Source organism: Amorphoplanes digitatis (genome assembly GCF_014205335.1).
Classification (GTDB): domain Bacteria; phylum Actinomycetota; class Actinomycetes; order Mycobacteriales; family Micromonosporaceae; genus Actinoplanes; species Actinoplanes digitatus.
In genome coordinates this window covers 7,447,711-7,461,773 of record NZ_JACHNH010000001.1, presented here as the reverse complement: position 1 = coordinate 7,461,773, position 14,063 = coordinate 7,447,711, and the positions used below count along the sequence as shown (strand labels likewise).

The 14,063-nt window shown below is 71.5% G+C and carries 14 protein-coding genes; 9 read left to right on the top strand and 5 right to left on the bottom strand.

Features of this window, described 5'->3' with window-relative positions; genetic code table 11:
• Window positions 1–152 precede the first annotated feature (152 nt).
• From cobC to BJ971_RS32715, 4 genes are read left to right on the top strand one after another with little or no spacing between them, the layout of a single operon-like run.
• On the top strand, window positions 153–1,193 hold the full coding sequence (cobC, locus tag BJ971_RS32730) for an Rv2231c family histidinol phosphate aminotransferase CobC (RefSeq protein ID WP_239087753.1): 1,041 nt from the start codon (window positions 153–155) through the stop codon (window positions 1,191–1,193).
• Window positions 1,190–2,242: a nicotinate-nucleotide--dimethylbenzimidazole phosphoribosyltransferase gene (cobT, locus tag BJ971_RS32725; protein ID WP_184996998.1), complete on the top strand. Its 1,053-nt coding sequence runs from the start codon at window positions 1,190–1,192 to the stop codon at window positions 2,240–2,242. The genes cobC and cobT overlap by 4 nt, the downstream gene beginning before the upstream one ends.
• Window positions 2,239–3,432 carry a uroporphyrinogen-III C-methyltransferase gene (cobA, locus tag BJ971_RS32720; protein WP_184996996.1) on the top strand — a complete coding sequence of 398 codons (1,194 nt, stop codon included), beginning with the start codon at window positions 2,239–2,241 and terminating at the stop codon, window positions 3,430–3,432. Before cobT ends, cobA begins: the two co-directional genes overlap by 4 nt.
• Window positions 3,433–3,460: 28 nt before the next feature.
• Window positions 3,461–3,835: a VOC family protein gene (locus tag BJ971_RS32715; RefSeq protein WP_184996994.1), complete on the top strand. Its 375-nt coding sequence runs from the start codon at window positions 3,461–3,463 to the stop codon at window positions 3,833–3,835.
• Here the strand turns inward: BJ971_RS32715 and BJ971_RS32710 are convergent.
• The gene (locus BJ971_RS32710) at window positions 3,832–5,241 is read right to left on the bottom strand and encodes an alpha,alpha-trehalose-phosphate synthase (UDP-forming) (protein WP_184996991.1); all 1,410 of its coding nucleotides are present in this window, start codon (window positions 5,239–5,241) and stop codon (window positions 3,832–3,834) included. The two genes, BJ971_RS32715 and BJ971_RS32710, sit on opposite strands and share 4 nt — an antisense overlap.
• Before the next feature lie 129 nt (window positions 5,242–5,370).
• Between BJ971_RS32710 and BJ971_RS32705 the strand changes: the two genes are divergently transcribed.
• The 5 genes from BJ971_RS32705 (at window position 5,371) to BJ971_RS32685 (ending at window position 9,459) form a co-directional block, all read left to right on the top strand.
• The gene (locus BJ971_RS32705; RefSeq protein ID WP_184996989.1) at window positions 5,371–5,889 is read left to right on the top strand and encodes a hypothetical protein; all 519 of its coding nucleotides are present in this window, start codon (window positions 5,371–5,373) and stop codon (window positions 5,887–5,889) included.
• Between the two features lie 119 nt (window positions 5,890–6,008).
• Window positions 6,009–7,685, top strand: coding sequence for an energy-dependent translational throttle protein EttA (gene ettA / locus BJ971_RS32700; RefSeq protein ID WP_184996988.1), 1,677 nt, complete (start codon window positions 6,009–6,011; stop codon window positions 7,683–7,685).
• Window positions 7,678–8,082, top strand: coding sequence for an acyl-CoA thioesterase (locus BJ971_RS32695; protein ID WP_275411400.1), 405 nt, complete (start codon window positions 7,678–7,680; stop codon window positions 8,080–8,082). Before ettA ends, BJ971_RS32695 begins: the two co-directional genes overlap by 8 nt.
• 2 nt (window positions 8,083–8,084) lie before the next feature.
• Window positions 8,085–8,744, top strand: a complete 660-nt coding sequence (locus tag BJ971_RS32690) for a DUF8185 domain-containing protein (protein WP_184996986.1) — start codon at window positions 8,085–8,087, stop codon at window positions 8,742–8,744.
• Between the two features lie 130 nt (window positions 8,745–8,874).
• Window positions 8,875–9,459, top strand: coding sequence for a type III secretion system chaperone family protein (locus BJ971_RS32685; protein ID WP_184996985.1), 585 nt, complete (start codon window positions 8,875–8,877; stop codon window positions 9,457–9,459).
• Window positions 9,460–9,506: 47 nt separating this feature from the next.
• Here BJ971_RS32685 and BJ971_RS32680 read toward each other — a convergent pair whose 3' ends face one another.
• The 4 genes from BJ971_RS32680 to BJ971_RS32665 form a co-directional block, all read right to left on the bottom strand.
• Window positions 9,507–10,766 (bottom strand): delta-60 repeat domain-containing protein, encoded by a 1,260-nt coding sequence (locus BJ971_RS32680; RefSeq protein WP_184996984.1) that lies wholly within the window; start codon window positions 10,764–10,766, stop codon window positions 9,507–9,509.
• 60 nt (window positions 10,767–10,826) lie between these two features.
• Complete coding sequence (locus tag BJ971_RS32675; RefSeq protein ID WP_184996983.1) at window positions 10,827–11,252, bottom strand: globin; 426 nt, start codon at window positions 11,250–11,252, stop codon at window positions 10,827–10,829.
• Window positions 11,249–12,616 (bottom strand): MFS transporter, encoded by a 1,368-nt coding sequence (locus BJ971_RS32670; protein ID WP_184996982.1) that lies wholly within the window; start codon window positions 12,614–12,616, stop codon window positions 11,249–11,251. Before BJ971_RS32670 ends, BJ971_RS32675 begins: the two co-directional genes overlap by 4 nt.
• 221 nt (window positions 12,617–12,837) lie before the next feature.
• A complete protein-coding gene (locus BJ971_RS32665; RefSeq protein WP_377885496.1) occupies window positions 12,838–13,932 on the bottom strand; it encodes a mechanosensitive ion channel family protein in 1,095 nt (364 codons plus the stop codon).
• Between the last annotated feature and the right edge of the window lie 131 nt (window positions 13,933–14,063).

Below are 14,063 nucleotides of genomic sequence, written 5' to 3'. Positions count from 1 at the left end.
GTCCTGACGGAACGGCCGAAGTATTCCGGCGGATCACGTCCGGCATGCTGGGTCGTGTGACCCCTTCCGTGGATCTTCATCCTCATGGTGACGAGGCCGGCGGGACGGCCGTCCCCGGTTCGGGGGACGCCTCCACAGCCGGCGACTGTGATCTGCATCATCACGGTGACGCCGAGGTCGCGCCCGGGCTTGTCGACCTCGCGGTCAACGTGCGCCGCCAGCCGATGCCGCCCTGGCTGGCCGGCCCGATCCACGCGGCGCTGGCCGACCTGGCCGCTTACCCGGATCACTCCGCGGCCACCGCGGCCGTCGCGGCGCGGCACGGCCGCGAGCCGGGCGAGGTCCTGCTCACCGCCGGCGCGGCGCAGGCGTTCGTGCTGATCGCGCAGGCGCTGCGCGACGCGCGGCGTCCGGTCGTGGTGCATCCGCAGTTCACCGAGCCGGAGGCGGCGCTGCGCAACGCCGGGCACGCCGTCGGGCGGGTGCTGCTGCGCGAGGCCGACGGCTTCCGGCTCGACCCGGCCCTGGTGCCGCCGGACGCCGACCTGGTCTTCGTCGGCAACCCCACCAACCCGACGTCGGTGCTGCACCCGGCCGCCGACGTCGCCGCGCTGGCCCGCCCGGGCCGGGTGCTGGTGGTGGACGAGGCGTTCGCCGACACGACGTTCCGGCCGGGTGTGCCGGGCGAACCCGAGTCGCTCGCCGGGCGCCGCGACGTTCCCGGCCTGATCGTGCTGCGCAGCCTCACCAAGACCTGGGGCCTGGCCGGGCTGCGGATCGGCTACGCGCTCGGTCCGGCCGGCCTGCTGGCCCGGCTCGCCGCCGCGCAGCCGCTCTGGGCGGTCTCGACGCCGGCCCTCGCGGCGGCCGCCGCCTGCGCGGCGCCGGCCGCAGTGGCCGCGGAGCGGGAGATCGCCGCGGAGCTCGCCCGGGAACGGGACCATCTGGTCGCCCGCCTCGCCGACGTGCCGGACGTCACTGTCGCGGGCACGCCGGCCAGCGCGTTCGTCGCGCTGCGCGTGGCGCGTGCCGCAGAGATCCGCCTTGAGCTGCGCAAACGCGGGTACGCGGTGAGGCGCGGCGACACGTTCCCGGGGCTGGGCGCCGATTGGCTGCGGATTGCGGTGCGCGACACTGCCACCACAGACGCGTTCGTCGCGACACTGGTTGATGTGCTGAAGGAGCGACAGTGACCCTGGAGACGACCCTCGCCGCGATCGCGCCCGCCGACGAGCAGGCCATGTCCGCCGCCCGCGAACTACAGGGCCGGCTGACCAAGCCGGCGGGCTCGCTGGGCGACCTCGAGGAGCTGTCCGTCCGCCTGGCCGGGCTCGCCGGCGTCTGCCCGCCGCCGCTGCCGGAGCCGGGCGCGATCGCCGTCTTCGCCGGGGACCACGGCGTGCACGCGCAGGGCGTGACCCCCTGGCCGCAGGAGGTCACCGCGCAGATGGTGGCCAACTTCGTGGCCGGCGGCGCGGTGATCAACGCGTTCGCCCGGCAGGTCGGCGCCTCGCTGATGGTGGTCGACGTCGGCGTCGCGATCCCGCTGCACGGCGGCGAGAACCTGCTCGACGCGAACATCCGGCGCGGCACCCGGGACCTCAGCGTCGAGCCGGCGATGACCACCGACGAGGCCCGCGCGGCGATCGAGGTGGGCATCTCGGTGGCCGGCGCGCTTATCGACGGCGGCGCGAAGTGCCTGCTCACCGGCGACATGGGCATCGCGAACACCACGCCGGCGGCGGCCCTGATCGCCGCGTTCACCGGCGCGGACCCGGCGGCGGTCACCGGCCGCGGCACCGGCATCGACGACGAGACCCACGCCCGCAAGATCGCCGTGATCGCGGCCGCCCTCGAGCGGCACGCGCCCGACCCGGCCGAGCCGCTCGCCACCCTTGCCGCCGTCGGCGGCCTCGAGCACGCGGCGCTCGCCGGCTTCATCCTCGGCGCCGCGGCGCGCCGGGTCCCGGTGATCGTCGACGGCGTGATCGCCGGTTCCGCGGCGGTGGTGGCCGCCGCGTTCGCGCCCGCCGCGGTCGACGCGATGGTCGCCGGGCACCGCTCGGTCGAGCCCGGCGCCACGGTCGCCCTGGCCCACCTCGGCCTCACCCCGCTGCTCGACCTGGGGCTGCGGCTCGGCGAGGGTACCGGCGCGGCGCTGGCCCTGCCGGTCGTCGCCGGCGCGGTCCGGGTGCTGCACGAGGTGGCCACGTTCGACTCGGCGGGAGTCTCGGAGAAGTGAATCTCTACCCCTTGGCGCTGAAGCTGGACGGCCGCCGGGTGCTTGTCGTCGGCGGCGGCGCGGTGGCGACCCGGCGGATGCCGGCCCTGCTCGCGGCCGGTGCCCGGGTCGACGTGGTCGCGCCCGCGCTGACACCCGCCTTGCGGGCGCACGCGGAGGCCGGGCGGCTGACCTGGCACGAGCGGCGGTTCGCCGCCTCCGACGTGGACGGTGCCTGGCTGGTGCAGGTGGCGGTCGACGACCCGGCGGCGGCGGCCGAGGTCAGCGCGGCGGCCGAGCGCCGCGGCGTGTTCTGCGTACGCGCGGACGACCGTGCCGCCGCGACTGCCTGGACCCCCGCGGTCACCCGGCACGACCAGGTCACGGTGGCGGTCACCGACGGCGGCGACCGCAAGCGCGCCCTGGCCGTACGCGATCAGATCGCCGCCGCGCTGGAGGCCACCCCGCCGCGCGAGCGGGAGTCGCTGAAGGGCCACGTCGCGCTCGTCGGCAGCGGGCCGGGCGACCCGGAGCTCATCACCGTCAAGGGCCGGCGCCTGCTCGCCCGCGCCGACGTCGTGGTCGCCGACCGGCTCGCGCCGGGCATGCTGCTGGACGAGCTGCGCCCCGACGTCGAGCTGGTCGACGCGGCCAAGATCCCCTACGGCGCCTCGGTGGCGCAGGAGGAGATCAACCGCATCATCGTCGAGCGGGCACAGGCCGGCGCGTTCGTCGTCCGGCTCAAGGGCGGCGATCCGTTCGTCTTCGGCCGCGGCGGCGAGGAGGTCGTCGCGTGCGCGAAGGCGGGCATTCCGGTGACCGTGGTGCCGGGCGTGACCAGCTCGATCGCCGCCCCGGCGCTGGCCGGCATCCCGGTGACCCATCGCGGGGTGGCGCACGAGTTCACGGTCGTCTCCGGGCATGTGCCGCCGGAGAGCCCGGAGTCCCTGGTCGACTGGGCCGCGCTGGCCCGGCTGCGCGGCACCCTTGTCGTCCTGATGGGCCTGAAGAACCTGCCGAGGATCGCCGCCCGGCTCATCGCCGAGGGCCGGGCCGCCGACAGCCCGGCCGCGATCGTGCAGGAGGGCTCGACGGACTCCCAGCGGGTGCTGCGCAGCACCCTCGCCGAGGTGGCCGAGGCGGCCGTCAATGCCGGCGTCCGGCCGCCCGCGGTCGTGGTGGTCGGCGACGTGGTCACCGTGCTGGGATAGACGGGTGACGGGTGGGTAACCCATTGGCATGAGTGAGCGACCACACATGACACTTGCCGGGGTCGTGCTCGATTCCCCGGACGCGAGGGAACTCGCGGCCTTCTATCAGCGGCTACTGGGCTGGAACGTCGTGCAGGACGAGCCGGGGTGGGTGATGCTGGGCGCGCCCAACGGCTGCCCGAGCCTCTCGTTCCAGACCGACTCCGGTTACGTGCGACCGGTCTGGCCCGCCGGCCCCGGCGATCCGCAGATGAGCGCCCACCTCGACATCCGCGTCCAGGAGCTGGAGCAGGCCGGTGGCCACGCGGAGAAGGCCGGCGCCACCCTGGCCGACTACCAGCCGCAGGAGGACGTCCGGGTCTATCTCGACCCGGACGGCCACCCCTTCTGTCTCTTCCTCTAGGCCTCGGGCGCCGGTTCCCGCTCCGTCACGCCGAGCTCGTTGAGGAACGTGCGCGCCCACTCGGCGACGTCGTGGGTGCGCAGGTGCCGCTGCATGACGCGCATCCGTCGCTTGAGCTCGGACGGCTCGGCGCCGACGGCACGCAGCAGCGCGTCCTTGACGCCGTCCGGGTCGTGCGGGTTGCAGAGGAACGCCTGCTTCAGCTCGGTCGCCGCGCCGGCGAACTCGCTGAGCACCAGCGCACCGCCGCCGCTGGCCCGGCACGCCACATACTCCTTGGCGACCAGGTTCATGCCGTCGCGCAGCGGCGTCACCATCATGACGTCGGCGGCGAGATAGAGCGCGGCCAGCTCGGTCCGGCTGTATGACTGGTGCAGATAGTGCACCGCCGGCATGCCGACCCGGCCGAACTCGCCGTTGATCCGGCCGACCTCGCGCTCCACCTTGACCCGTAGCGTCTGGTAGTGCTCGACGCGCTCCCGGCTCGGCGTCGCGACCTGCACCATCACGGCCTCCGGCACCGCCAGCTTGCCGTCGGCGAGCAGCTCACGGAACGCCTTGAGGCGCAGCTCGATGCCCTTGGTGTAGTCCAGCCGGTCGACGCCGAGGATGACCGTCTCCGGGTCGCCCAGCTCGGCGCGGATCTGCTTGGCGCGGGCCTGCACGCCCGGGTCGGCGGCCATCCGCTCCATGTCCGCGGTGTCGATGCTGATCGGAAACGCCCCGGCCTTGACCTTGCGGCCGTCGACCTGGATCGACTGGCCCTCGTAGCGAAGGCCGAGCAGGTGCCGGGCCAGCCGGACGAAGTTCTGCGCCGCCAGCCGCTGCTGGAAGCCGACCAGGTCCGCACCCAGCAGCCCGCGCAGGATCTCGGCGCGGAACGGCATCTGCATGAAGAGCTCGATCGGCGGGAACGGGATGTGCAGGAAGAAGCCGATCCGCAGGTCGGGACGCATCTCGCGGAGCATCGCCGGCACCAGTTGCAGCTGGTAGTCCTGCACCCAGACGGTGGCGCCCTCGGCGGCGACGTCGGCGGCGGCCTGCGCGAAACGCTGATTGACGATCCGGTACGCCTCGCGCCAGCGCCGCTTGTAGACCGGCGTCTCGACGGCATCGTGGTAGAGCGGCCAGATCGTCGCGTTCGACTGGCCCTCGTAGTAGCGCTCGAGCTCCTCGGCGCTCAGCGGCACCGGATGGATCCGGATGCCTTCGAGCTCGAACGGCTCGGGCGCCTCCCCGGCGCCGCCGGCCCAGCCGATCCACGTGCCTCGCTGCTCGGCCAGCACCGGATGCAGGGCGGTGACGAGGCCGCCCGGGCTAGGCCGCCACTGCCGCTCGCCGTCGACGATGACCTCGTCGACGGGCAGGCGGTTGGCGACAACAACAAAGGAACTTCGTTCGGCCACGCTGAGTGCACCTCCGGGTCGTTCTGGGTTCCCGCTATCGAGCCTACTGTGCGTAGCCAGTTCAGACCTTCCCAGCCACCTTCCGGCCGCGCGGTGACGCCTCTGGCCCGAGGGTGCCATCCTTGGCCGGTGAGCCTGTCCGATGATCTTCTACCGCCGCGTCGACCGCTGTTCTTCCCTGTGGTCATCGCCACCGTATTTCTGAGCATCATCGGGATGTCGGCGGGACTGGTCCTGGGCTCACACCACAAGACTCCGCCCGAGCGGGACGTTTCCGCCGGCAGCTCTCTACCCACCGAACCGGTGATCACATCCGTCCCGTGCCCGCCTGAGATGCATGCCACTGCCCGCCGGCTCGGTTACAACGTGACCCTGGTCCAGGTGTTGAGGGTACGGGCGGCGAGCACCGGTACCACGGTGTGGATCTGCCGCGACGAGGCCGACCGCCTGTATTACCAGGGCAACCGCGGCGGGTACGAGACGTGGATCGAGGGTAAGACGGCCCTGTTCCTGACGGGCGTCGTCAGGAAGGACGACGGTTTCTTCGCCGTCGCCGCCAACGGCACCACCTTCTTCGTCAGCGAGCGGCGGCTGGAGATCGTGCGCAAGAAGGGCGCGGCGGAGGGCTGGGACGTCACGCCGGAGTGATCTCGCCGGGGAATCCTGGCGGTGCCGACGGGGTTGTTGTAGGTGGCCGGGGGCGACCTGGAAAGATTGACCTCTCGTCCGGCAACCCGGAAATCCCGATCACGGAGGTAGGCCGCACCGTGGCCCAGTTCATCTACGTTCTGGAAAAGGCGCGCAAAGCGCACGGCGACAAGGTCGTGCTCGACGACGTGACGCTGAACTTCCTCCCTGGTGTCAAGATCGGTGTGGTCGGTCCCAACGGCGCCGGTAAGTCCAGCCTGTTGAAGATCATGGCCGGGCTGGACACCGTGAGCAACGGCGAGGCGCGGCTGATGCCGGGCTACACCGTGGGCATGCTGGCACAGGAGCCCCCGCTCAACGAGACCAAGACCGTCCTCGGCAACATCGAGGAGGCCGTCGCGGAGACGAAGGCCAAGCTCGAGCGGTTCAACAAGATCGCCGAGCAGATGGCCACCGACTACACCGACGAGCTCATGGAGGAGATGGGCAAGCTCCAGGAGGAGCTCGACCACTCCAACGCCTGGGACGTCGACTCCCAGCTCGAGCTCGCCATGGACGCCCTGCGGTGCCCGCCGCCGGACGCCGACGTCACCCAGCTCTCCGGTGGTGAGCGCCGCCGCGTCGCGCTGTGCAAGCTGCTCCTAGAGGCGCCCGACCTGCTGCTGCTCGACGAGCCGACCAACCACCTGGACGCCGAGAGCGTGCAGTGGCTGGAGCAGCACCTGGCGAAGTACGCCGGCACGGTCATCGCGATCACGCACGACCGGTACTTCCTCGACAACGTCGCGACCTGGATCCTCGAGCTCGACCGGGGCCGCGCGTACCCGTACGAGGGCAACTACTCGACGTACCTGGACAAGAAGGCCGCCCGCCTCCAGCTACAGGGCCGCAAGGACCAGAAGCTCCAGAAGCGCCTCACCGACGAGCTCGAGTGGGTCCGGTCGAACGCGAAGGCACGCCAGACCAAGTCCAAGGCGCGCCTCGAGCGCTACGAGGAGATGGCCAACGAGGCGGAGAAGACCCGCAAGCTGGACTTCGAGGAGATCCAGATTCCGCCGGGTCCGCGCCTGGGCAACACCGTGATCGAGTCGAAGGACCTGACCAAGGGCTTCGACGGCCGGGTGCTCATCGACAACCTGTCGTTCTCGCTGCCGCGCAACGGCATCGTCGGCATCATCGGCCCGAACGGTGTCGGCAAGACCACGCTGTTCAAGACGATCGTCGGGCTGGAGCAGCCGGACTCGGGCTCGGTGCGGGTCGGCGAGACGGTCAAGCTCTCCTACGTCGACCAGAACCGCTCGGGCCTCGACGGCACCAAGACGGTCTGGGAGGTCGTCTCGGACGGGCTGGACCACATGATGGTCGGCAAGGTCGAGATGCCGTCCCGGGCGTACGTCGCGGCGTTCGGCTTCAAGGGGCCGGACCAGCAGAAGCCGGTCAAGGTGCTCTCCGGCGGCGAGCGCAACAGGCTGAACCTCGCGATGACGCTGAAGATCGGCGGCAACGTGATCCTGCTCGACGAGCCGACCAACGACCTGGACGTCGAGACGCTCTCCAGCCTGGAGAACGCGCTGCTGGAGTTCCCCGGCTGCGCCGTGGTCATCTCCCACGACCGGATGTTCCTGGACCGGGTCTCCACCCACATGCTCGCGTGGGAGGGCACCGAGGAGGACCCGGACAACTGGTTCTGGTTCGAGGGCAACTACGACGCGTACGAGAAGAACAAGATCGACCGCCTGGGTGCCGACGCGGCCCGGCCGCACCGGGTCACCTACCGCAAGTTGACGCGTGACTAGGTTCATCTACGACGTGGCCGTGCGCTGGTCCGACATGGACGCGTACGGCCACGTCAACAACTCGCGCTTTCTCACCCTCTATGAGGAGGCGCGGGTAGCGATGTTCTTCGTCGGCGCGCGGGCGCAGGGCCTCACCTCGTTCGAGGACGGCATCGTCATCTCCCGGCACGAGGTCGACTACCTGCGCCCGGTCGACTACGGCGACGCCGTACGCATCGAGATGTGGGTGTCCCGGCTGCGGGCGGCCAGCTTCACGGTCTCGTACGAGCTGTTCGACGACGGCGTGCTCGCCAGCCGGGCCAGCTCGGTCTGCGTGCCGTACAACCTGGCCGAGCAGTTCCCGCGCCGGCTGACCGGCCCGGAGCGCGACTTCCTCAAGCCGTACCTGGAGGCTTGACGATGACCGCTCACGGGATGACCGGCGTGGCGGATGCGGGTGCCTTCCTGGCCCGGCTGGTCCGGCTGGACCGGCAGGTGCTGGTCCGGCTGCGCTCTGCGGGTGAGCGCACCGCGCTCTGGGCGCTGCTGCCCTGGGGAGTGCTTGTCACCCGCGAGGTGGCCGGGCCCGGCCCGGGGGACGCGACCGTGTCGGCCGCCGATCTGCTCGCCGTGCTGGCGCGGGGCGGCCCGGAGCTGCCGGCCCGCCGCGACTCCGACTGGCGCTGGCCGTTGCCGCCGGCCCGGTCGACGGTGGTCGAGTCGGTGGCGGCCGCGGAGTTAAGCCGGCTGGCGACGGCGGCGGCGGGAACGCTGCGCGAGGTGGCCGCGGGTGGTCTCGCGGGCCGCTCGGTCGGACAGCGCGCGGTCCGCGACGCGTTGCTCGATCACGTCGCGCTCGTCGTCACGCCGGCCGCCGCCGGCCCGGTCGAGGTGTCGCAGCGGCTCGTTCAGGCGAGTTCGCGGATGGGTTTCCTCGGTCCGGCCGATGAGGACGGTCAATGCGTCCGAGTGTGTGTGGCGGGACGCTGGGTGGGTCTTTCTGCACCATATGGAGTCGCATGGCTACAGCCGGTCAAAGAATTGACCGTTATGCCTATAGGGGGTCACCCGAAAGGGTGATGAGGCATCGTTCCTCCGGTCGCGCCCTCCCTTTGAGGGGATGACCTCCGCGACCTGTACGGGTACCGTCGCCCCGTGGTCCACCGCTACGTCCGGCGGAGGGGCCTGCTGGGGAGTGAGGTGCACAACGATGCCGTGGTGGTCATGGCGTCCCGGGTCGGCCGGGGGCGATGAGCCCGAGACCGGCGGCGAGGTCGCGTTGCAGAGCAGCGTCCGCGTCGGAGTACCGGCGCAGCGTGAGCCGGGACACTCTTCGATGTCCTCCGCCGATCTGTCCGCGATCGACGAACCAGGCCAGGTCGCCCCCGTCGACCTCGCGCGGCTCGGCAAGGCTCTCGACCTGCTCGATGTCCGGTTCCTCGCCGACGGCGGCGGGAGCCTGCTGGCGATGTGGGAACGGCACGCCGTGCTGTTCACCCTCGAGGGACCCGACGACGAGATCCTGGTCATGCGTGCGCGTCCGCACGCGACCGTCCCGCCCGACTGGGCCGACCGCGCCTACCGCGTGGTCAACGAATGGAATCACACCCGCCGCTTCTGCAAGGCCTACGTGGGTGACCCCACCGAACGCGGCCAGCTGCCGATCTACGCCGAGTTGCAGGTGCCGCTCGCGTCGGGCGCGCACGACGCGCTGCTGGTGGAGATGCTCGACTGCGGAGCCGCCGTGGCGACCTCGTTCGTCGACTGGCTGCACGACGAGGGCGCACTGCTCTGAAAACAGAGAAGGACCCCCGCACCCGGGGGCCCTTCCTGCTGCGCTGATCACGAGAGCGGGAACATCCCGATCCGCCCGTGGTACTCCTTGGCCAGCTTGTCGGTGTCGGAGCCGACGATCAGGCCGTTCGGCACGACCTCGAACGCCCGCACCCCGACACCCCGGTCCCGGCCCGGGTTCCAGGACAGCGCCCGGCCGGTGCTGGGGCTGATCGCGCCGATGCCCACCCTGGTGACCGCTCCCGGGCCCGGGCCCTTCGAGTCGCTGCCGTAGGGGTTGTCCAGGTAGCGGTTGTGCCCGCCGACGTAGACGGCGCTGCCGGTGACCGCGACCGCGTAGAGCGAGTCGCCGCCGGTGCGCTGCACCCAGGTGGGGTTGTGCTTGCCGTTGCCGCCGGTCTCGAAGCGCGCGGCCGAGTCGCAGAGCTTGGTCGGCGAGGAGGCCCGGCCGGTGGAGGCGACGACGAAGTACCTGCCGTCGGGGGAGAACTTCACCTGCCGCAGGTAGGTGTCGAAGCCCTTCATGCACGCCGGCTTGTACGCGTCGGTGTACCAGCTGGTCACGGTCGCCGCGGCACCCGTGATGTCGAACATGGCGATCTGCGTACGGCTGACCGAGCCGACCTTGAGCAGCGCGCCCACCGCGATCAGCCGGTCGCCGTCCGGGGTGATGTCGAAGTGCTCGACCCGGGTCCGGGTCAGGCCGGGCGCGGAGAGCTTGGCGTCGAAGCCGGCGTCGACCGCCCCGCTGCCCGCGTCGAGGCGGGCCAGCCCGGCCCGCTTGACGCCGTTGATGGAGGAGAACGTGCCGCCCGCGTAGAGATGGGTGCCGCGGGCGTTCAGCGTCCGGACGTCACCCCAGTTGATCTGCGCTTCGAAGGCGGCCACCCGGGCGCCGTCCGCGACCGAGACGCGGGCGAGCCCGCGCTGGGTGGCGCCGTTCACGGTCTTGAAGGAGCCGCCGAGGTAGACGGTGTCGGTCGAGCCGGCCGTGAGCGCGTAGACGGGCGCGTCGACCTGGGGGGCGAACGCGCTCACCACGCCGTCGCGCAGCCCGTACGCGAAGATGTTCTTGCGGGCGTAGGTGGTCTTGCGTTCGCTGTCCTGCACCCGGGTGAAGCTGCCGCCGACGACGACCGTGTCACCCACGACGGCCAGGGCCCAGACCGTCCCGTCGAGCACGTGCGGGGTGAAGTCCACGGGGTCGGCCGAGACCACCGACGGCTGGGCCAGGTCGGCCGCGGCCGGCGTCGACGCCAGCAGGGCGACGCAGGTCAGCGCGGTAGCGGCGAGCAGACTGCGTCGCATCGGTCACTCCTGTGATCGGGCCGCGACGCCTGTGACAAGACGTTCGCGTTGGTAATCCGATCAACGAGTGGGCTGGCCGCCGGGATGTGCCTCCATCGTGTTGACCATGAAGTAGGCGGCCCGCTCGAGGTAGTCCCAGAGGGCGCTGTGGTGCGGCTCGGGCAGGTGCAGCGAGTCGACCGCGGCGCGCATGTGCAGCAGCCAGGCGTCGCGCTCGGCCGGGCCGACCCGGAACGGGGCGTGCCGCATTCGCAGCCGCGGGTGGCCGCGGCTGGCCGAGTAGGTGTTCGGGCCGCCCCAGTACTGCATCAGGAACAGGGTCAGGCGGTCGGCGGCCGGGCCGAGGTCCTCCTCGGGGTACATCGGGCGCAGCAGGGGGTCGCGCGCGACGCCCTCGTAGAACGCGTCGACGAGCCGGCGGAAGGTCGGCTCGCCGCCGACGGCCTCGAAGAAGCTGGCTTCCGGTTGTTCGTCTGCTGCGCTCACCCGTCCAGTTTGCCAGCAGGACCTGGCCGGACCGGATCCGGTGTGACGCGCGTTGCCGGCACGCTCGGCGCGGGGACCACCTCGGTGCTCCCGTCGGCGGCCACTCGGGGCAGGTAGACGACCAGCGCCAGCATCAGCAGCAGCCCGCTGACGCTCCACAGGCCGACGACCAGGGGGATCGACGAGATCTGTGCCAGGGCGCCGGTGGCGATCACGGCGAAGCACTGGGTGGCTTGCAGGCCACCCTGCATGACGCCGAACGCCCGTGCGCGGTAGCCGTGCGGCAGGGCCAGCACGAACTCGGCGTTGAGGGTGGGCATCAGCCCGCCCTGCGCGATGCCGGAGATCACGACGAGCGCGGCGACGGTGGCGGCGTTCGGCGCGAAGACGGTCACGGCCAGCGCCGTCGGCGCCAGCAGGGCGAGCGGCTTGACCAGCCGGTGGCGCCGCGACTGGCGGACCAGCCGACTGATCCCGAGGCCGCCGATGACGAAGCCGACCGGGCCGGCGGCCATGATCAGGCCCTGGTCGAAGCCGCGGGCGGAGGGATCCTCGTGGAACAGCACGGCCCATCCGGCGGCCAGGCCCTCGGGCAGGACCGTGAAGGTGGTCAGGGCGAAGACGATGAGCGCGATCGAGCGCAGCAGGGGCGTACCGAAGACCAGTCGGAAGCCCTCGCCGGTCTCCCGCAGCAGGTGCCGGCGCTCGGCGCGGCTGTGTGCCGCCGGCCGCGTCCGGACGCCCATCGCGATCAGGCCGGCGGAGACGACGAAGGAGACCGCGTCGAGCGCGACGCCCAGCCGGGGGCTTATCCCGACGGCGAGCGTGGCGCCGGCCAGGTAGCCGAAGACCTGGGCGGCCTGCGAGGTCGAGGCGTTGACGGCCAGGCCGGTGACGAGCTGGCGGCGGTCGAGGATCAGCGGCAGCATGGCGGAGCGCGCCGCCTGGGTGGGCGGTGCGCCGAGCATCGCCACGAAGAGCAGCAGGATGATGACGTAGACGTTCATGCCGGGCAGCGCGATCAGCGCGATCGGGACGGCCCGGGCCAGGTCGGCGACGATCAGGACGCGGCGGTAGGGGTAGCGGTCGGCGAGCGCGGCCAGCACCGGGCCGCCGATGATCCACGGCACGTAGCTCACGGCGAAGGACACCGCGGAGAGCAGCACGGACTCGGTCTGCTGGTAGACCAGCACGACGATCGCCGCGCGGGCCAGGTAGTCGCCGAGCCAGCTCACCACCAGCGAGACGTAGAGCGCGCGGTACTCCTGAACGGCGAAGAGTTCCCGGAAAGTCACGGGGCGCTCCGGCTCCGTCCCGCCGCCGGCCCGTTCGGCCGGCTGCGCGGCGGGTCGGTCGTCCGACACCAGGCCTCCATCGATCGCGACGGCCGGCGGGATCGCCGACGGCCGGCCGGACACGTTCGCGAGGTTTCTCCGGATTCGGAGCCCGCGCGAACGTGACGCTGCATGTGCAGATGCTCTTTGCGAGATTCTGCCCGATCGTCCGAGTCCTGGCTAGGGCGTACGGGGGAAATGTCGGCCATTCGGTGGAGGTCGGACATCCCCCATCATGCCGTTCGCACAGGTCAGGTAGCGCCCCCGGTCGTATCCGGCGGGGTCGGCGATGGGTGGGTATAGCTCGGGGGCGCCGCCGCGCGGGGCAGCATCCGCGACACGGCGATCCGCTCGCTGATCCCGGCGGTCTCCAGCGCCTCGGTGAGCCGGCGGCGCAGCTCCCGCTGGATGGTGATCCGGCTGGTGGCGGTGGTCTTGGCGATGGTCCGGATGACCGCGCCGTCCACGGTCAGCTGGTCGACGCCGATGACCTCCGGCGGTTCGAGGAACTCGGTCGAGTGCGACGGCTCCTCGGCAAGGGCGAGCGCGGCCGCGCGCAGCACCGCGGTCGCCTCCTCGGAGTTGACGAAGCCGATCGGGACGTCGATGACCACCATGGCCCAGCCCTGGCTCTTGTTGCCGACCCGGATGATCTCGCCGTTGCGGACGTACCAGAGCACGCCCTGCATGTCCCGGACGGTGGTGACCCGCAGCCCGACCGTCTCGACGATCCCGATGGCGTCGCCGAGGTCGACCGTGTCGCCGACGCCGTACTGGTCCTCGAGAAGCATGAAGAGGCCGGCGATCAGGTCCTTGACCAGGCTCTGCGCGCCGAAGCCGACGGCAACCCCGACGATGCCGGCGCTGGCCAGCAGCGGCGCGAGGTTGAAGCCGAGCTCGCCGAGGACCAGCAGCGTCGCGATGGTGAAGACGACCGCGGTGACGAAGCTGCTCAGCACCGACCCGATCGCCTCGGCCCGCTGCCGGCGGCGCTCGGGGATGTAGGTGCTCTCGGCCGCCTCCTGCTCCTTGTCGGTGCGCTCGCGCAGGGGCTTGAGCAGGGCCGGCATCTCGGCCCGCGACGTGGTGGCCGTCAGCCGCCGGATGCCGCGGCGCAGCAGCCATCGGATGAGGATCGCGATCAGGACGATCAGGATGATCCGCAGCGGCTTGACGACGATCACGTAGCTGCTGTTGGCGAGCCACTGTATGCCGGTCTGCTCCAGGACCCACGAACAGAGCGCGTCCGTCTTGCAGGACGACGACAGCTCGGTGGGCCCGGGCACGCTGAAGAGATCGGCGGAGCCGGAGGGGGCCGGTGTGGGAGGAGGGGCTAGCAGGATCACGGGGCCTTAACCTACCGGCCCGCGGCCCGCGCCCGCAGCCGCGGGGCGGGCGGACGTACACCCGCGAGACCTCAGACGTTTACGGGACGACCGCAGATTCTGCTCGCAAATTCGTCATTCATCAGGGACTA